Annotated in this window: 14 protein-coding genes; 10 read left to right on the forward strand and 4 right to left on the reverse strand. The window is 58.2% G+C overall.

From position 1 onward, the window contains the following. Positions 1 to 104 precede the first annotated feature (104 nt). On the forward strand, positions 105 to 1,736 hold the full coding sequence (locus tag KW841_RS12985; protein WP_218476574.1) for a Na+/H+ antiporter: 1,632 nt from the start codon (positions 105 to 107) through the stop codon (positions 1,734 to 1,736). A 103-nt stretch (positions 1,737 to 1,839) separates the two neighbouring features. Here the strand turns inward: KW841_RS12985 and KW841_RS12990 are convergent, their stop codons facing one another. The 4 genes from KW841_RS12990 to map form a co-directional block, all read right to left on the reverse strand. Beyond that, positions 1,840 to 2,640 (reverse strand): M12 family metallopeptidase, encoded by an 801-nt coding sequence (locus KW841_RS12990; RefSeq protein ID WP_218476577.1) that lies wholly within the window; start codon positions 2,638 to 2,640, stop codon positions 1,840 to 1,842. A gap of 277 nt (positions 2,641 to 2,917) precedes the next feature. Further along, entirely contained in the window at positions 2,918 to 4,117 is a 1,200-nt protein-coding gene (gene dapC, locus KW841_RS12995; protein WP_218476579.1) for a succinyldiaminopimelate transaminase, read from the reverse strand. A 158-nt stretch (positions 4,118 to 4,275) separates the two neighbouring features. Next, a complete protein-coding gene (locus KW841_RS13000) occupies positions 4,276 to 6,978 on the reverse strand; it encodes a [protein-PII] uridylyltransferase (RefSeq protein ID WP_116582990.1) in 2,703 nt (900 codons plus the stop codon). A gap of 41 nt (positions 6,979 to 7,019) precedes the next feature. After that, positions 7,020 to 7,802 carry a type I methionyl aminopeptidase gene (gene map, locus KW841_RS13005; protein ID WP_007978392.1) on the reverse strand — a complete coding sequence of 261 codons (783 nt, stop codon included), beginning with the start codon at positions 7,800 to 7,802 and terminating at the stop codon, positions 7,020 to 7,022. A gap of 371 nt (positions 7,803 to 8,173) precedes the next feature. Between map and rpsB the strand changes: the two genes are divergently transcribed. The 9 genes from rpsB to bamA all read left to right on the forward strand — a co-directional run bounded on the left by rpsB (position 8,174) and on the right by bamA (position 18,093). Continuing rightward, on the forward strand, positions 8,174 to 8,911 hold the full coding sequence (gene rpsB, locus KW841_RS13010) for a 30S ribosomal protein S2 (protein ID WP_007978390.1): 738 nt from the start codon (positions 8,174 to 8,176) through the stop codon (positions 8,909 to 8,911). Positions 8,912 to 9,100: 189 nt separating this feature from the next. Further along, positions 9,101 to 9,964 (forward strand): translation elongation factor Ts, encoded by an 864-nt coding sequence (gene tsf / locus KW841_RS13015; protein ID WP_015093762.1) that lies wholly within the window; start codon positions 9,101 to 9,103, stop codon positions 9,962 to 9,964. Between the two features lie 209 nt (positions 9,965 to 10,173). Continuing rightward, positions 10,174 to 10,917: a UMP kinase gene (pyrH, locus tag KW841_RS13020; protein WP_003222124.1), complete on the forward strand. Its 744-nt coding sequence runs from the start codon at positions 10,174 to 10,176 to the stop codon at positions 10,915 to 10,917. Beyond that, positions 10,914 to 11,471, forward strand: a complete 558-nt coding sequence (frr, locus tag KW841_RS13025; RefSeq protein ID WP_007978385.1) for a ribosome recycling factor — start codon at positions 10,914 to 10,916, stop codon at positions 11,469 to 11,471. The genes pyrH and frr overlap by 4 nt, the downstream gene beginning before the upstream one ends. A gap of 13 nt (positions 11,472 to 11,484) precedes the next feature. Continuing rightward, positions 11,485 to 12,240: a polyprenyl diphosphate synthase gene (uppS, locus tag KW841_RS13030; RefSeq protein ID WP_102699380.1), complete on the forward strand. Its 756-nt coding sequence runs from the start codon at positions 11,485 to 11,487 to the stop codon at positions 12,238 to 12,240. Beyond that, positions 12,240 to 13,052: a phosphatidate cytidylyltransferase gene (locus KW841_RS13035; protein ID WP_218476582.1), complete on the forward strand. Its 813-nt coding sequence runs from the start codon at positions 12,240 to 12,242 to the stop codon at positions 13,050 to 13,052. Before uppS ends, KW841_RS13035 begins: the two co-directional genes overlap by 1 nt. Further along, positions 13,049 to 14,239 carry a 1-deoxy-D-xylulose-5-phosphate reductoisomerase gene (ispC, locus tag KW841_RS13040; protein ID WP_102699378.1) on the forward strand — a complete coding sequence of 397 codons (1,191 nt, stop codon included), beginning with the start codon at positions 13,049 to 13,051 and terminating at the stop codon, positions 14,237 to 14,239. Before KW841_RS13035 ends, ispC begins: the two co-directional genes overlap by 4 nt. 53 nt (positions 14,240 to 14,292) lie before the next feature. Beyond that, positions 14,293 to 15,645, forward strand: a complete 1,353-nt coding sequence (gene rseP, locus KW841_RS13045) for a sigma E protease regulator RseP (RefSeq protein WP_218476585.1) — start codon at positions 14,293 to 14,295, stop codon at positions 15,643 to 15,645. Between the two features lie 72 nt (positions 15,646 to 15,717). Then, complete coding sequence (bamA, locus tag KW841_RS13050) at positions 15,718 to 18,093, forward strand: outer membrane protein assembly factor BamA (protein WP_015093767.1); 2,376 nt, start codon at positions 15,718 to 15,720, stop codon at positions 18,091 to 18,093. Positions 18,094 to 18,095 lie beyond the last annotated feature (2 nt).

Here is an 18,095-nt window from a genome sequence, read left to right on the forward strand (position 1 = left end):
GGAAGGCGATATTCCGTTGTGCGACATTGGTGCAAGGGTCCCCAAGCAGTCTAAGCAGCTAATATGGCACTTCAATGCTGTCGATTGTCCGGGAACCACGCTTTATGCAAACCGCCTACACCGTCCTGATCCTGTTGATGCTGGTGGGCGTTTCGCGCCTGATCGGACGGGTGATCCCGCTGCCGTTGCCGCTGGTGCAAATCGCCGCCGGGGCATTGCTTGCGTGGCCGACTCTGGGGTTGCATGTGGCCCTGGATCCCGAGTTGTTCCTGTTTCTGTTCCTGCCACCGTTGCTGTTCTCCGACGGCTGGCGCATGCCCAAGCGCGAATTCTGGCACCTGCGCGGACCGATCCTGACCCTGGCGGTGGGCCTGGTGTTGTTTACCGTGGTGGGCGCCGGCTATTTCATTCATTGGCTGCTGCCCGGTGTGCCGTTGCCGGTGGCGTTTGCCCTGGCGGCGGTGCTGTCGCCGACGGATGCGGTGGCGGTGTCGGCCATCTCCCGCAATCGGCTGCCCACGCCATTGATGCACATCTTGCAGGGTGAGGCGCTGATGAACGACGCCTCGGGCCTGGTGACGTTCAAGTTTGCCTTGGTGGCGGCGGTCACCGGCGTGTTCTCACTGGCCAATGCCAGCCTGACGTTCGTGCTGGTCGCCGTCGGCGGGCTGGCCGTCGGCGTGGCCTTGAGCTGGCTGGTTGGCCGTCTGCGGGCGTGGATGATCGCGCGCGGCTGGGATGACCCCGCGACGCACGTGGTGTTCATGTTGTTGCTGCCGTTTGCGGCCTACGTGCTGGCCGAGCGCATGGAGGTATCGGGCATTCTCTCGGCGGTGGCGGCGGGGATGATGCAGAGCTGGCTCGATCTGCTGCCGCGCCAGACCAACACGCGCCTGCTCAATCGCAGTGTCTGGTCATTGCTGGAGTTCGCTTTCAACGGCTTGATTTTCCTGCTGTTGGGCCTGCAGTTGCCGGACATCATCAAGGCGGTGGCCAGTCACGAAACCTCGCTTTGGCCGACGTTGTTGTATCGCGGGCTGGACGTGGTGGCGATTTTCCTGGTGCTGCTGGTTTTGCGGTTCGTCTGGGTGCAAAGCATCTGGCGGCTGTCGGTGCTGCTGCGGCGCCTGCGCGGCAAGGGTGAGGTGACCCAGGTGCCGACGGCACGATCCTGTTGGTTACTGACTGTGGCGGGTGTGCGTGGGGCCGTGACGCTGGCGGGTGTGATGTCGGTGCCAATGCTCATGGGGGCCAGTGCGTTTCCCGAGCGCGATCTGCTGATATTCATCGCCGCCGGCGTGATTCTGCTGTCGTTGATTACGGCCTGCATCGCGCTGCCACTGTTGTTGCGCGGCATCGAAGCCAGCCCGGACGACAAGCGGCGCAATGAAGTGCGCGACGCCTGGCGCAAGACCGCCGAAGCGGCCATTCATGCGCTTGAGACAGAAGAGGTCAACCCGCAGGACGCTGCCGAGTCCGCGCTGGCCGCCGAACTCAAGGCACGGATCATGTCCGAGTACCGACACCAGTTGGAGGTGTTCAACGATTCAGCCGAAGCCCAGGCCCTGGCCTTTCAGATGGACTTGCTGGAGCGGCGCTTGCGCTTGAAGGCGCTGCGGGCGCAGCGCCTAGAGTTGTACAGACTCAGTCGTCAGCACCAGATTGGCGATGACGTGTTGCGTGAGGTGCTGGGGGAGCTTGATCTGAGTGAGGCCAAGCTTGGAACGGTCAAGTAATAATGTACATGTTTCCATTGTTGCGTGGCGTACATGGAAGATGCATTGAAAATAATAGTCCTCAAGAAACGATCAGTTTGTTGGAGGATATCTTCAGGATGTTTTAATTGGAACTGCCAGTAAATGGCGCCTTTATTTTGTTAAGTAACTCAATCAGTGAGTGGGGTATGTATGGTGTCCCGTGAGGGTAAATCTTACTGACTACCTCCAGGTCTTTCCTGCTTAGTGTGGAGCCTCCTGGGTGGCTCCAGTTGTTTATGGTAAGTCTGCTATCGATGTCGTAGTGCATGATTGACAAGGAGTCGTAATCACCGTAGGTGTAGTTTGTGTTGCGGGGTAGTGGGAGAACGTCTCTGTCAACTTGATCGCGTTCAAGGTTGAATTCTTCTTTATACCATGCGTAAACTTTTTCCCGATCCCAAGGAATATCTGCGTCCGGGTGCTGATGTTCATGGGCGAGGCCAAGTGCGTGTCCAAACTCATGTAATACGCTGAATTCAAACTCATCATCTTCTAAAGGCAGCCCTATTTGCATTGTTTCTTTTTCAGGGGGGCGGGTGAGCGCATCTGTACCGAGATAGGAGTAAGAATCGCCGTATTGGGTTTGCTCGATTTTTATACGAATATCGCCCTCTGCTCCTGAAACGAATTCAAACTTCAAATTGGCATGCTCTATCCATTTGCTCGCAATGCTTTTGACTTTGTCGATGGTTTTCTGGTCTTCGTCGTACATGGCTATTTTCAGGGTTCGACCAGGCTTCCAGAATTTAGTATGCGCAGCGACACTTCTCTTGGCGCGTCTGGAAGTGTTGGGTTCGACATTATCACTGCGCTCACTGATCGCGGCCTCATAGGCTGCAATTGGGTCAATGCTTTCAAGGATACTGCAAGTTCCAATTTTCATAAGGGGTGACGTCCATGTCTTTTGTCGGTTGTGGTTTGTTTGGAGTGAGAATTTTTGGTTTGGTTTGTTTACGGTTTGTTGATGGGGCTTTTATATAGTTTTGCAGGGGGCTTGATCTGGAATTTTTACTCTCCTTCTCGAGGTTTAATTTGCTCAATTAATTGGTTTCGAGTTGGAGATTATTTAAATGAGAGTCGCGCTGTAAAGTTGCTGTATGTGAGATGTTGTTGCGGATGAGCGGCCTGTACTGCGTTGCACAGCACAGGCCTTGTTAGTGTCAGTTGCGGCGAGTGATAAAGTCGCGAATACGTTCCGCCGCTTCAACGCATTCTGATAATGGTGCAACCAGCGCCATGCGCACGCGCCCGGCGCCTGGATTGACGCCATCGACATCCCGCGACAGGTAAGAACCCGGCACCACGGTCACGTGCTCCTGCTCGAACAGGTCGCGGCAGAACGCTGCGTCGTCACCGGCCACATTCGGCCACAGGTAGAAACTGCCGTCCGGACGCTGTACGTCCAGCACCGGGCTGAGGATTTCCAGTACCGCATCAAACTTCTCGCGATACAACGCACGGTTGGCGCGCACATGCACTTCGTCATTCCATGCAGCAACGCTGGCCAGTTGGGTTTGAACCGGCATCGCGCAGCCGTGGTAGGTGCGGTAAAGCAGGAAGCCTTTGAGAATGTCGGCGTCACCGGCGACAAAACCGGAGCGCAGGCCTGGCAGGTTCGAACGCTTGGACAGGCTGTGGAACACCACGCAGCGCTTGAAGTCCTTGCGGCCCAGTTCTGCGCAGGCGCTGAGCAGGCCTGGTGGCGGCGTTTGTTCGTCGAAGTAGAGTTCGCTGTAGCACTCGTCCGCGGCAATCACGAAGTCGTACTCATCGGCCAGGGCGATCAGTTTTTTCAGGGTCTCGACCGGAATCAGTGCGCCGGTCGGGTTGCCTGGCGAGCACAGGAACAGGATCTGGCAGCGTTTCCAGATGTCCGGCGAAACCGCGTCGAAATCCGGGTTGAAACCGTTTTCGTCCAGGCACGGCAGGTAATGCGGCTTGGCCCCGGCGAGGAACGCCGCGCCTTCGTAGATCTGGTAGAACGGATTCGGGCTGACCACCAGCGCGTCATCGCCACGGTTGACCACGGTCTGGGTGAAGGCGAACAGCGCTTCGCGGGTGCCGTTGACCGGCAGCACGTTGCGCGCGGGATCGATCCAGCCCTTGGGGACATCGAAACGACGTTCACACCAGGCGGCGATGGCTTCGCGCAGGGTCGGGATGCCGAGGGTGGTCGGGTACACGGCCATCTGATCGAGATTGCTGGCCAGGGCTTCGGCGACGAAGCTTGGCGAGCGGTGTTTAGGCTCGCCAATCGACAGCGCAATAGGGCGCTTGTCCGGGTTGGGCGTGACACTGCCGAGCAAGGCGCGGAGTTTTTCGAACGGGTAAGGCTGGAGCTGGGACAGAGCGTTGTTCATCGATAAATCTCGTTCGGTGTTGGAGCGGCGCTGGTCCCTGTAGGAGCGAGCTTGCTCGCGATGGTCGTCAACGATAACGCGTTCTTCCCAGAATAACGCGGTGTATTTGAGTTCATCGCGAGCAAGCTCGCTCCTACAAAAGGCGGGCCGTTGTTAAGTCAGATGCTGATGCGCGACAGTTTGATATCGGGTTCCTGGTTGACGCTCAACTGTTCGACGATTGCATCTTGTAACCGGCTGCACAGCAGCGGGTCGGACAGCGGCTGATTGTGGGCGTCGGTGATGAAGAACACGTCTTCCACGCGCTCGCCGAGGGTGGCGATCTTGGCGTTTTGCAGCGACAGATCGAACTCCAGGAAAATCGTGCCGATCCGCGCCAGCAGTCCCGGGCGGTCGGGCGCCGTGAGTTCCAGCACCGTCACCGGCCGCTGGGCGTCGTTGTGGATCGTCACCTGTGGTGCAAAGGCGAAATGCTTGAGCTGGCGCGGTACCCGGCGCTGGATGATGGTCGGGTAGTCGTCCGGGTTGCGCAGGGCCTCGGTCAGGCCGTCGCGGATCTGTTTGACCCGTGCCGGGTTGTCGCCGATCGAGTCGCCGTCGGTGTCGAGCACGATGTAGGTGTCGAGGGTGAACTGGCTGCTGGAGGTGATGACCCGGGCGTCATGGATGTTCAGGTTGAGCTGGTCCATCGCGGCCACGGTCACGGCGAAGAAGTCGTGCTGGTCGGGGGCGTAGATGAAAATCTGGGTCCCGCCTTCGAACTCGCGCTGGGTGGTCTCCTTGATCAGCACCAGTGGTCCGCCATCAGCCGGTTGCTGGAGGATCGCGTCGCTGTGCCAGGCCACATCGCCGGCGGTGTGACGCAGGAAATAGTCATCACCCAACTGCGCCCACAGTTGCTCGACATCGTCCGGATCGGTGCCGCCGCGCACCAGAATGTCCAGGGCGGCGCTCTGGGTCTGGCGGATCTGCTCTTCGCGATCCACCGGATTCTCCAGGCCACGTCGCAGGGCGCGCTTGGTTTCGGTGTAGAGCTGGCGCAGCAGGCTGGCGCGCCAGGAGTTCCACAGCGTCGGGTTGGTGGCGTTGATGTCGGCAACGGTCAGCACATACAGATAGTCAAGGCGGGTTTCGTCGCCGACGATCTGTGCGAAGTCGTGGATCACCTGCGGGTCGGACAGGTCCTTGCGCTGGGCGGTGGTCGACATCACCAGATGGTTTTGCACCAGCCACACGATCAGGCGGCTGTCCCACACTGGCAACTGGTGACGTTGGCAAAACGCCTCGGCGTCGACCGCGCCGACGTCCGAGTGGTCGCCATGCCGGCCTTTGCCGATGTCGTGGTACAGGCCGGCCATGTAGATCAGCTCGGGTTTGGGCAGCTTGCCCATGAGCTTGCTGGCCAGTGGGAATTTTTCCGACACCTGGGTGTACTGCAACTTACGCAGGTGCTTGATCAGGTTCAGGGTATGGGCATCGACCGTATAGATGTGGAACAGGTCATGCTGCATCTGCCCGACGATAAAGCCGAATTCGGGCAGATAACGACCCAGGATGCCGTAGCGATTCATTCGTCGCAGGTTGCGGTGGATACCGATCTTGCACTTGAACAGCTCGATAAACAGGCTGGTATTGCGAATGTCGTTGCGGAAGTCGTCGTCGATCAGGTGACGGCTTTCCCGCAGCATGCGAATGGTGTCTGCACGTACGCCCTTGATTTCCGGCTGCTGGGCCATCAATACGAAAATTTCCAGCATGGCGAACGGCGTGCGGCGGAAAACGTTGTGGTTGCGTGCTTCGATATAGCCATCATGCAGCTGGAAGCGCGAGTTGATCGGCTGCGGTGGTGCCTCGTCTTCCGGTGCGAGGATGACTTCCTCGAAGTGCTGGATGATCAGGTCGCTGAGCTGGGCGATGCTCATCACCACCCGGTAATACTGCTGCATGAAATTTTCGATGGCTTGCTTGGCGTCGTCGCCTTTGAAGCCCAGCAGCCCGGCAATGGTGCGCTGGTGATCGAACAGCAGGCGGTCTTCGGCGCGACCGGCGAGCATGTGCAGGGCATAGCGAACTTTCCACAGGAATTCCTGGGAAGAGGCTAGCAGGGCGTTTTCACTCTCGACCAGGAAGCCTTCGCCGGCCAGTGCCCGCAGGTTCAGGGTGCCGTACTCGCGACGAGCAACCCAAAGAATGGTCTGGATATCCCGCAGGCCACCGGGTGAACCTTTGACGTTGGGTTCCAGGTTGTATTCGGTGTCGTTGTACTTGTGGTGCCGGGCCTTTTGTTCGGCACGCTTGGCCAGGAAGAAGTCCTTGCTCGGCCACATGTGCCCGGTGCTGGTGACGTCCAGCATGCGCTGGCGCAAACGCTCGGGGCCGGCGATGGTGCGGCTTTCCATCAGGTTGGTGACGACCGTCAGGTCGGCGCGGGCCTCGACGGCGCACTCTTCGACCGAGCGAACGCTCTGACCGACCTCCAGGCCGATGTCCCACAACAGTGTCAGAAAGCGCTCGATGGAGTCGCGGAAAACTTCGTGGTCCGCGCTGTCCAGCAGGATCAGCAAATCGATGTCGGAATAAGGGTGCAATTCACCGCGGCCGTAGCCACCGACCGCGACCAGCGCGATGTCGGCGTCCTCGCTCCAGCTGAACTGCTCCCAGGCCTTTTGCAGGATGTTGTCGACGAACCAGGCGCGATCCTCGATCAGTCGACGAATGTCCCGGCCATTGCGAAAACGTGCGTCGAGCACCTCGCGGGCCTGGCGGATCGCCTTCTTGAAGGCCGCGATCGGGCTTGCCTTCAGGGCCAGTTCAGCCTGGAACTGGCCTCGGTCGAAGAGTTCGGGATCCACCTGCGGCATCGATTGGCTTTCCTTTCTATAGGCGAGATACGCTGGCGAGATCAGGCCGAAACGCGAGGGATGGTGTCATCGCTGCGCAGGGTGAAGATCTCGTAACCGGTTTCGGTCACCAGCAGGGTGTGTTCCCATTGTGCCGAGAGCTTGCGGTCCTTGGTGATCGCGGTCCAGCCGTCACCCAGAACCTTGGTGTCGGCTTTGCCCTGGTTGATCATCGGCTCGATGGTGAAGGTCATGCCGGCCTTGAGTTCCATGCCGGTGCCGGCGCGGCCGTAGTGCAGGATCTGCGGCTCTTCGTGGAACACCTTGCCGATACCGTGGCCGCAGAACTCGCGGACCACCGAGAATCCGTTCTTTTCAGCGTGCTTCTGGATGATTTCGCCGATGTCGCCCAGGCGGCAGCCGGGCTTGACGATTTCAATCGCCTTGTACATGCATTCCTGGGTCACCTGGGACAGGCGCTCGGCCCAGACCGGCACGCTGCCGACATGGAACATGCGGCTGGTGTCGCCGTGGTAGCCGTCCTTGATGACGGTGACGTCGATGTTCAGGGTGTCGCCGTCTTTGAGCGGCTTGTCGTTCGGGATGCCGTGGCAGACCACATGGTTGATCGACGTGCAGATCGACTTTGGATAGCCCTTGTAGTTGAGCGGGGCAGGGATGGCTTTCTGCTCATTGACGATGTAGTCGTGGCAGATCTGGTTCAGTTGATCAGTGGTAACGCCCGGCTTGACATGTTCGGCAATCATTTCCAGCACATCGGCGGCCAGTTTGCCGGCGATACGCATTTTGGCGATATCCTCGGGCGTTTTGAGGGTGACGGTCATACAGGCTCTCTCTGCGCCAGGCGGCGCTTTCTGAACGGAAAGGGCATTGCGCGATGGATCTTCGCAGCCCTGAAAAATACGATTCTACCAGACGATCAGCGCAAATCTGCGCCTGTGTGCATCGCTTCTCTCTATAGAATGGTGCATTCTTGGAGGATTCCAAGGGATGGCGCAAAGCGCTCGCCAGGATTTCAGAATCCGGGTTCCGTTTTGCCCTGCCTTGTGATATAAAATGCGCCGCTTTCCGGGGATGTCCCGAAAAGCCTAAATCCACACACGTGTCGACACGATGACCTGGGTGCCTTCAGCTGATGCTGCTGGTTGGTCATTGGGATACGTGGAGGCCAAACCCGACTTATTAAGGAACTATCATGTCCCAAGTCAACATGCGCGATATGCTGAAGGCCGGTGTGCACTTCGGTCACCAGACCCGTTACTGGAACCCGAAAATGGGCAAGTACATTTTCGGCGCGCGTAACAAGATCCACATCATCAACCTTGAAAAAACCCTGCCAATGTTCAACGAAGCTCTGACTTTCGTAGAGCGTCTGGCCCAGGGCAAAAACAAGATTCTGTTCGTCGGCACCAAGCGTTCCGCTGGCAAGATCGTTGCTGAAGAAGCAGCACGTTGCGGTTCGCCGTACGTCGATCACCGCTGGTTGGGCGGCATGCTGACCAACTTCAAGACCATCCGTGCTTCCATCAAGCGTCTGCGTGACCTTGAAGTTCAAGCCGAAGACGGTACTTTCGCCAAGCTGACCAAGAAAGAAGCGCTGATGCGCACTCGTGACCTGGAAAAGCTGGATCGTTCCCTGGGTGGTATCAAGGACATGGGCGGTCTGCCAGACGCTCTGTTCGTTATCGACGTTGATCACGAGCGCATCGCGATCACCGAAGCCAACAAGCTGGGCATCCCGGTCATCGGCGTAGTCGATACCAACAGCAGCCCGGAAGGCGTTGACTACATCATCCCAGGCAACGATGACGCAATCCGCGCTATCCAGCTGTACATGGGTTCGATGGCTGACGCTGTGATCCGTGGCCGCAACAACGTTGCCGGCGGCACCGAAGTGTTCGTTGAAGAAGCTCCGGTAGCAGCAGCTGAGTAATTGACGCCTTGGCGTTGACTCAGTAAGCAAAAAGGGGGCTTGGCCCCCTTTTTGCCACCTCGAAAACCATTTGTCGGCGCCCACCGCTCTATCTGTAACGTGCGGCAGCTAACAAGGGTGGTTCGGGAAGAATTGATCGCCCGTTCGATCGGGTGGAATGGTTGAAAACCTATCCAAGAGGATTTTGAAATGGCAGAGATTACTGCAGCGTTGGTCAAAGAACTGCGCGAGCGTACTGGCGAAGGCATGATGGATTGCAAAAAGGCCTTGACCAAGGCTGGCGGCGACATCGAGAAAGCTATTGATGACATGCGTGCTTCGGGCGCCATCAAGGCCGCCAAGAAAGCCGGCAACGTAGCCGCTGAAGGCGCTATCGCCATCAAGGCTGACGACAAGGCAGCCGTGCTGCTGGAAGTCAACTCGCAGACCGACTTCCTGGCCCTGCAAGACGACTTCAAGAACTTCGTTGCTGCCAGCGTAGAGAAAGCCTTCGACGAAAAACTGACCGACGCAGCTCCGCTGATCGCCGCTCAGGAATCGGCTCGTGAAGCACTGGTTGCCAAAGTTGGCGAAAACGTCAACATCCGTCGCCTGGTGCGCGTAGAGGGCGACGTTGTCGGCACCTACCTGCACGGTAACAAGATCGGTGTTGCTGTTGTTCTCAAGGGCGGCGATGTTCAGCTGGCCAAAGAGATCGCCATGCACGTGGCGGCAAGCAATCCTGAGTTCCTGCTGCCATCGCAGGTTTCGCCAGAAGCCATCGAGCGCGAAAAAGCCGTTTTCCTGTCTTTGAACGAAGACAAGATGAAAGGCAAGCCAGCTGAAATCGTCGAGAAGATGATCGCTGGTCGTATCACCAAGTTCCTGGCTGAAGCCAGCCTGGTCGAGCAAGCTTTCGTGATGAACCCGGAAGTTACCGTTGGTGCTCTGGCCAAGAAAGCCGGCGCTGAAATCGTTTCCTTCACTTACTTCAAGGTAGGCGAAGGCATCGAGAAGCCAGTGGACAACTTCGCAGAAGAAGTTGCTGCCCAGCTGGCTGCCGCCAAGCAATAAGACGGTTTTTTAACTGTCGCCCAGAAGAGGCTGCCCGCTCACGCGCGCAGCCTCTTTTCAGATGGGGCACCAATTTTTATTGGTTTCCTTTTGGAACTGGCTTACAAAGCCATGTTCCGATGGCGCTGAAGCAGCGCCAAGCTAGAGTGAACGCCAGCTGTAAACAGCTCGCAAAGAATTTTTAAAATACGCCGCAGGAGAGATTCGCAATGGCTCAGCAGGGCAGTGGTTATCAGGCTCGCTATAAACGCATTCTACTCAAGCTCAGCGGCGAGGCCCTGATGGGCTCGGAAGAGTTCGGGATCGATCCGAAAGTTCTGGATCGCATGGCATTGGAAGTTGGCCAACTGGTCGGCATCGGTGTGCAGGTCGGTCTGGTTATCGGTGGTGGCAACCTGTTCCGCGGTGAAGCGCTGAGCAAGGCTGGCATGGATCGGGTCACTGGCGACCACATGGGCATGCTGGCCACTGTGATGAACGCCCTGGCCATGCGCGACGCCCTTGAGCGCGCCAACATCTCGGCCATCGTGATGTCCGCTATTTCCATGGTTGGGGTGACCGATCACTATGATCGCCGCAAGGCCATGCGTCACTTGAATTCCAAGGACGTGGTGATTTTCGCGGCCGGTACCGGCAACCCGTTCTTTACGACGGATTCGGCTGCCTGCCTGCGTGCAATCGAAATCGATGCCGATGTCGTGCTCAAGGCGACCAAGGTTGACGGCGTCTACACCGCTGATCCGTTCAAAGACCCGCATGCCGAGAAGTTCGATCATCTGACTTACGATGAAGTGCTGGATCGCAAGCTGGGTGTGATGGATCTGACGGCCATTTGCCTGTGCCGCGACCACAAGATGCCTCTACGCGTATTTAACATGAACAAGCCCGGCGCCCTGCTGAATATCGTGCATGGCGGCGCTGAAGGAACCCTGATCGAGGAAGGCCAACAATGATCAACGAAATCAAGAAAGACGCTAAAGAGCGCATGCAGAAGTCCGTGGAATCGCTGGCGCACAACTTCGGCCGCATTCGTACCGGTCAGGCGCACCCGAGCATTCTGGAAGGCGTGATGGTGCCGTACTACGGTTCCGACACCCCGATCAAGCAAGTGGCCAACATCACCGTCAAAGATGCCCGTACCCTGCAAGTCGTTGCCTTCGAGCGCAACATGTTGGGCGCCGTCGACAAGGCGATCGGTAGTGCAGGCCTGAACCTGAACCCGACCAACCTTGGTGAGCTGCTGCTGATCAGCATGCCGGCCCTGACCGAAGAAACCCGTCGCGGTTTCACCAAGCAGGCTCGCGATGTGGCTGAAGATGCCCGTGTTGCCGTGCGCAACATCCGTCGCGATGCGAACAGCTCGCTGAAGGATCTGGTCAAGGAAAAGGAAATCAGTGAGGACGAAGAGCGTCGCGCCACTGGCGAGATCGACGATCTGACCAAGAAGTTCGTAGCTGAAATCGACGCTAAGTTGGCGGAGAAAGAAAAAGACCTGATGGCCGTATAAGGGTCGCGTTTTCATGGAAAAGACCAAGCAGACTGCACCGTCCGCGGTGCCGCGCCATGTCGCGATCATCATGGATGGTAACAATCGCTGGGCGAAAAAACGCTTTATGCCAGGTGTCGCCGGGCATAAAGCGGGCGTGGATGCGGTACGTGCGGTTATTGAAGTCTGTGCCGAGGCCAAGGTCGAGGTGCTGACCCTGTTCGCCTTTTCCAGTGAGAACTGGCAGCGTCCGGCCGATGAGGTCAGCGCCTTGATGGACCTGTTCTTCAAGGCGCTGCGTCGTGAGGCCAAGCGCCTCAACGACAACAACATCAGCCTGCGCATCATTGGTGATCGCTCGCGTTTTCATCCCGAGCTGCAGGCTGCCATGCGCGAAGCCGAGGCCATGACGGCTGGCGCCAATCGTTTTGTCCTGCAGATCGCCGCCAATTACGGCGGTCAGTGGGATATCGCGCAAGCGGCGCAACGACTGGCACGAGAGGTTCAGGCCGGACACTTGCGTCCGGAAGACATCACGCCTGATCTGCTGCAGACCTGCCTGGCCACAGGTGATCTGCCGTTGCCTGACTTGTGTATCCGTACCGGTGGCGAGCATCGCATCAGCAATTTCCTGCTGTGGCAGCTGGCCTATGCCGAGCTGTATTTTTCCGACCTGTTCTGGCCGGACTTCAAACACGATGCCATGCGCAATGCGCTGGCCGATTACGCTTCCCGCCAGCGCCGCTTCGGTAAAACGAGCGAGCAGGTCGAGGCTGGAGCCCGGGTTTAATGCTTAAACAACGAATCATCACCGCACTGATCCTGCTGCCGATTGCCCTGTGCGGGTTTTTCCTGCTTGAAGGTTCCGGTTTTGCACTGTTCATTGGGCTGGTAGTTACCCTTGGTGCATGGGAGTGGGCGCGTCTGGCGGGTTTCGCCGGTCAAGCGTTCCGCGTCGGCTACGCCGCTGTGGTCGCGTTGATGCTGTTCGTCATGCACATACTTCCGGGCCTGGCGCCTTGGGTCCTGGGCGCCTCGGTGCTCTGGTGGGGTGTTGCTACCTATCTGGTGTTGACGTACCCGCGCTCGAGCGATCATTGGTCTAATGCGGCGACCAAGTTGGTGATCGGCCTGTTGATTCTCCTGCCAGCCTGGCAAGGTCTGGTCGAAATCAAAAAGGATGCTTCCGGCAACGGCAATCTGCTGATTTTGGCGGTGATGGTATTGGTCTGGGGTGCCGATATCGGCGCCTATTTCTCCGGTCGCGCTTTCGGCAAGCGCAAGCTTGCACCGCAGGTCAGTCCGGGTAAAAGCTGGGAAGGTGTATACGGTGGTCTGGCGCTGAGCCTGGTCATTACCACGCTCGTTGCCTTTGTACGCGACTGGACGGTGGCCGAGCTGTTCAAGGGTCTGATTTGCGCTGCGCTGATCGTGTTCATTTCGGTAGTGGGCGACCTCACTGAAAGCATGTTCAAGCGCCAGTCCGGGATCAAGGACAGCAGCAATCTGCTACCGGGTCACGGCGGCGTGCTGGATCGTATCGACAGTCTGACGGCGGCCATTCCGGTGTTCGCCGTACTGTTGTGGATGGCGGCCCCATGAGCCGCCCGCAACAGATTACCGTTCTGGGGGCAACCGGTTCGATTGGCCTGAGTACGCTCGACGTCATCGCTCGTCATCCAGATCGTTACCAGGTCTTTGCCTTGAGTGGCTTCACTCGCTTGAGTGAACTGCTGGCGCTCTGCGTGCGCCATATCCCGCGATTTGCCGTAGTGCCTGAGGTCGCGGCTGCCCGCACCTTGCAGGATGATTTGCGCGCGGCGGGTCTTCCAACTCGCGTTCTGGTGGGTGAGGAAGGTTTGTGTCAGGTCGCTTCCGATCCGGAGGTCGATACGGTCATGGCGGCCATCGTCGGGGCGGCGGGGTTGCGCCCGACGTTGGCGGCGGTCGAGGCGGGCAAGAAGATCCTCCTGGCCAATAAAGAAGCGCTGGTGATGTCCGGTGCGCTGTTCATGCAGGCGGTGCGCAAGAGCGGTTCGGTATTGCTGCCGATCGATAGCGAGCACAACGCCATTTTTCAGTGCATGCCGCACGATTATGCTCGTGGCCTCGAGGCGGTCGGCGTACGCCGGATTTTGCTGACGGCGTCCGGCGGTCCATTCCGTCAGACGCCGCTGGCTGAACTGGCGCATGTTTCACCTGACCAGGCGTGTGCGCATCCGAACTGGTCCATGGGGCGAAAAATCTCCGTTGACTCCGCCAGTATGATGAACAAAGGGCTTGAGCTGATCGAGGCCTGCTGGCTGTTCGATGCCAAACCATCCCAGGTCGAGGTGGTGATTCACCCACAAAGCGTGATTCATTCGCTGGTCGACTACGTCGATGGTTCGGTCCTGGCGCAGTTGGGTAATCCGGACATGCGCACACCCATCGCCAATGCCCTGGCCTGGCCGGAGCGGATTGACTCGGGTGTGGCGCCGCTGGATCTGTTTGCCATTGCACGGCTGGACTTTCAGGCGCCCGATGAAGAGCGTTTCCCTTGTTTGCGTCTGGCTCGGCAGGCGGCCGAGGCGGGTAACAGCGCGCCGGCCATGCTCAACGCGGCAAATGAAGTGGCGGTGGCGGCATTTCTCGACGAGCGGGTTCGTTACCCGGAAATCGCGAGTATCATCGAGGAAGTACTGAGTCTGGAGCCTGTCGTGGCAGTGGATGATCTCGAGGCAGTGTTCACGGCAGACGCGAAAGCGCGATTGCTGGCCGGACAATGGTTGAGCCGTCACGGGCGGTAAATGCTGCAGATAGTCGGCCCAGGCAGCAGCGGATAGGATTGCGGAGAAAGTAGATGAGCGCGCTCTATATGATTGTCGGCACCCTGGTCGCTCTGGGTGTGCTGGTCACCTTCCACGAGTTCGGCCATTTCTGGGTCGCGCGTCGCTGTGGGGTCAAGGTGCTGCGCTTCTCCGTAGGCTTTGGCATGCCTTTGTTGCGCTGGCACGACAAGCAGGGCACCGAATTTGTCGTTGCCGCCATCCCGTTGGGCGGCTACGTCAAAATGCTCGACGAGCGCGAAGGCGAAGTGCCGCCCGATCAGCTTGGTCAATCCTTCAATCGCAAATCCGTTCGTCAGCGCATTGCCATCGTGGCGGCGGGGCCTATTGCCAATTTCCTGCTGGCATTGGTGTTCTTCTGGGCACTGGCAATGCTCGGCAGCGAGCAGGTGCGTCCGGTCATCGGGGCTGTGGAGTCCGGCAGTATCGCGGCCAAGGCGGGATTGAGCCCGGGCGAGGAAATCGTGGCCATTGATGGCGAGGCGACTTCCGGCTGGGCGGCGGTGAACCTGCAGCTGGTTCGTCGCCTGGGTGAAAGCGGTTCGTTGCAGATAATGGTTCGCGAGCAAGGCTCGACGACCGATTCGCCGCGTGAACTTGCGCTGGATAAATGGCTCAAAGGCGCTGACGAGCCGGACCCCATTCATTCGTTGGGGATTCGTCCGTGGCGTCCGGCATTGCCGCCTGTACTGGCCGAACTCGATCCAAAGGGGCCGGCCCAGGCCGCTGGCCTGAAGACCGGTGACCGGTTGCTGGCGCTCGATGGTCGTACGCTGGATGACTGGCAGCAGGTCGTCGATACCGTCCGTATGCATCCTGATACCAAAATCATGCTGCGGGTAGAGCGGGACGGTGCTCAAATCGACGTCCCGGTGACGCTTGCCGCTCGCGGCGAGAGCAAGTCACCCAGCGGATACCTGGGGGCAGGGGTGAAGGCTGTCGATTGGCCGCCGGAGATGATCCGCGAGGTCAGTTATGGACCATTGGCAGCGATTGGCGAGGGGGCTCGGCGTACCTGGACCATGAGCGTGCTGACCCTCGATTCACTGAAGAAAATGTTGTTCGGCGAGCTCTCGGTAAAAAACTTGAGTGGACCGATAACCATTGCTAAAGTGGCGGGCGCTTCGGCCCAGTCGGGTGTTGCTGATTTCCTGAATTTCCTTGCTTATCTGAGTATTAGCCTGGGGGTTCTGAATTTGCTGCCCATTCCTGTGCTGGATGGGGGGCATTTGTTGTTTTATCTGATCGAGTGGGCGCGTGGTCGTCCCTTGTCGGATCGGGTGCAAGGTTGGGGGATACAGATCGGCATCAGTTTGGTGATCGGAGTGATGTTGCTCGCTCTGGTTAATGATCTGGGTCGTCTGTAACGTCGCTGAATTGCGAATCTGCCGCATTTTGCGGCAGTTTGTTTATTGCCAGTTGGAATAAGAAAGGACTTCATGAAACGTCTGCTGCTAACTGCGGTTCTCACCGTATTGATGATCGCCGAAGTTCACGCCGAGTCCTTCACTATCTCTGATATTCGCGTCAATGGCCTCCAGCGGGTCTCCGCGGGTAGCGTCTTTGGTGCTTTGCCGTTGAACGTCGGTGAACAGGCGGATGATCGTCGCCTGGTGGAATCCACTCGTGCGTTGTTCAAAACCGGTTTCTTTCAAGATATCCAGCTGGGCCGCGATGGCAACGTCCTGGTCATCACGGTAGTCGAGCGCCCGTCGGTCGCCAGTATCGAGATCGAAGGCAACAAGGCGATCTCTACCGAAGACTTGATGAAAGGCCTCAAGCAATCCGGTCTGGCCGAAGGCGAGATCTTCCAGCGTGCCACCCTTGAAGGTGTGCGTAACGAACTGCAGCGCCAGTACGTCGCCCAGGGTCGCTACTCGGCTACCGTCGACACCGAAGTGGTGCCGCAGCCGCGTAACCGCGTTGGCCTGAAGGTCAATATCAACGAAGGTACCGTTGCGGCTATCCAGCACATCAACGTGGTGGGCAACACGGTCTTCCCCGATGAAGACCTGATCGACCTTTTCGAACTCAAGACCACCAACTGGTTGTCGTTCTTCAAGAACGATGACAAGTACGCCCGTGAAAAACTGTCCGGTGACCTGGAGCGTCTGCGTTCCTACTACCTGGACCGCGGCTATATCAACATGGATATCGCTTCGACCCAGGTTTCCATTACGCCGGACAAGAAACACGTCTATATCACCGTCAACGTCAACGAAGGTGAAAAATACACTGTTCGTGACGTCAAGCTCAGCGGTGACCTGAAAGTCCCTGAAGACCAGATCAAGTCCCTGTTGCTGGTGCAGAAAGGCCAGGTGTTCTCGCGCAAGCTGATGACCACCACCTCCGAGCTGATCACCCGTCGTCTGGGTAACGAAGGCTACACCTTCGCCAACGTCAACGGCGTGCCTCAACCGCACGATGAAGATCACACCGTGGACATCCTGTTCGCGGTCGATCCGGGCAAGCGTGCCTACGTGAACCGCATCAACTTCCGTGGCAACACCAAGTCCGAAGACGAAGTGCTGCGTCGTGAAATGCGTCAGATGGAAGGCGGCTGGGCTTCGACCTACCTGATTGATCAATCCAAGACCCGTCTGGAGCGCCTGGGCTTCTTCAAGGAAGTCAACGTCGAAACCCCTGCCGTACCGGGTGTCGATGACCAGGTGGACGTCAACTACAGCGTTGAAGAGCAAGCCTCCGGTTCGATTACCGCCAGCGTCGGTTTCGCCCAGAGCGCCGGTCTGATCCTCGGTGGTTCGATCACTCAGAACAACTTCCTGGGTACCGGTAACAAGGTCAGCGTCGGCTTGACCAAAAGCGAATACCAGACCCGCTACAACTTCGGTTTCGTCGACCCCTACTGGACCGCCGACGGCGTGAGCCTGGGCTACAACGCGTTCTACCGCACGACTGACTACGATGACCTCGATACCGACGTCGCCAGCTACGCCGTAGACAGCCTGGGTGCCGGTGTGAGTGTCGGCTATCCAATCAGCGAGACGTCGCGCCTGACCTTCGGCCTGAACGCGCAACAAGACGAAATCAAGACCGGCGTCTACACCGTTGACGAGATCTTCGACTTCGTTAACAAGGAAGGCGACAAGTACCTGAACTTCAAGGCTTCGGCCGGTTGGTCCGAGTCCACCCTGAACAAGGGCGTGCTCGCTACCCGTGGCCATTCCCAGAGCCTGGTGCTGGAATCCACGATTCCAGGCAGCGACCTGTCGTTCTTCAAGCTCGACTACCGTGGCCAGTTGTTCCAGCCATTGAGCGAGAACTACACCATGCGCCTGCACACCGAACTGGGTTATGGCGATGGTTATGGTTCGACCGACGGCTTGCCATTCTATGAAAACTACTATGCTGGTGGTTTCAACTCGGTACGCGGCTTCAAGGACAGCACCCTGGGTCCTCGCAGTACGCCAAGTACCGGCAAGAACCCTGGTACAGCGTTCGACCCGGACCAGGATCCGCTGCCGTTCGGTGGTAACGTCCTGATCCAGGGTGGTGTGGAAGTTCTGTTCCCGCTGCCGTTCGTCAAAGATCAACGCTCCCTGCGTACCTCGGTATTCTGGGATGTGGGTAACGTGTTCGATTCGTCGTGCTCGGATACCACAAACGCTGATGGCACGAAGTCCGACACCAAGTGCAACGACATTAGCCTGAGCAATATGGCCAGTTCTGTTGGTGTAGGTGTGACGTGGGTCACTGCACTGGGTCCTTTGAGTTTCGCATTGGCCATGCCGGTCAAGAAACCGGATGACGCCGAGACTCAAGTGTTCCAATTTTCCCTCGGCCAGACGTTCTAAGC

This window comes from Pseudomonas sp. PDM28, assembly GCF_019219115.1.
GTDB classification, from domain to species: Bacteria; Pseudomonadota; Gammaproteobacteria; order Pseudomonadales; family Pseudomonadaceae; genus Aquipseudomonas; species Aquipseudomonas laurylsulfatiphila.

What these genes read in the sequence shown, in the direction of transcription:
- KW841_RS12985 (WP_218476574.1), top strand. Translation starts at nt 105, where the DNA reads ATGCAAACCGCCTACACCGTCCTGATCCTGTTGATGCTGGTGGGCGTT.
- KW841_RS12990 (WP_218476577.1), bottom strand. Translation starts at nt 2,640, where the DNA reads ATGAAAATTGGAACTTGCAGTATCCTTGAAAGCATTGACCCAATTGCA.
- dapC (WP_218476579.1), bottom strand. Translation starts at nt 4,117, where the DNA reads ATGAACAACGCTCTGTCCCAGCTCCAGCCTTACCCGTTCGAAAAACTC.
- KW841_RS13000 (WP_116582990.1), bottom strand. Translation starts at nt 6,978, where the DNA reads ATGCCGCAGGTGGATCCCGAACTCTTCGACCGAGGCCAGTTCCAGGCT.
- map (WP_007978392.1), bottom strand. Translation starts at nt 7,802, where the DNA reads ATGACCGTCACCCTCAAAACGCCCGAGGATATCGCCAAAATGCGTATC.
- rpsB (WP_007978390.1), top strand. Translation starts at nt 8,174, where the DNA reads ATGTCCCAAGTCAACATGCGCGATATGCTGAAGGCCGGTGTGCACTTC.
- tsf (WP_015093762.1), top strand. Translation starts at nt 9,101, where the DNA reads ATGGCAGAGATTACTGCAGCGTTGGTCAAAGAACTGCGCGAGCGTACT.
- pyrH (WP_003222124.1), top strand. Translation starts at nt 10,174, where the DNA reads ATGGCTCAGCAGGGCAGTGGTTATCAGGCTCGCTATAAACGCATTCTA.
- frr (WP_007978385.1), top strand. Translation starts at nt 10,914, where the DNA reads ATGATCAACGAAATCAAGAAAGACGCTAAAGAGCGCATGCAGAAGTCC.
- uppS (WP_102699380.1), top strand. Translation starts at nt 11,485, where the DNA reads ATGGAAAAGACCAAGCAGACTGCACCGTCCGCGGTGCCGCGCCATGTC.
- KW841_RS13035 (WP_218476582.1), top strand. Translation starts at nt 12,240, where the DNA reads ATGCTTAAACAACGAATCATCACCGCACTGATCCTGCTGCCGATTGCC.
- ispC (WP_102699378.1), top strand. Translation starts at nt 13,049, where the DNA reads ATGAGCCGCCCGCAACAGATTACCGTTCTGGGGGCAACCGGTTCGATT.
- rseP (WP_218476585.1), top strand. Translation starts at nt 14,293, where the DNA reads ATGAGCGCGCTCTATATGATTGTCGGCACCCTGGTCGCTCTGGGTGTG.
- bamA (WP_015093767.1), top strand. Translation starts at nt 15,718, where the DNA reads ATGAAACGTCTGCTGCTAACTGCGGTTCTCACCGTATTGATGATCGCC.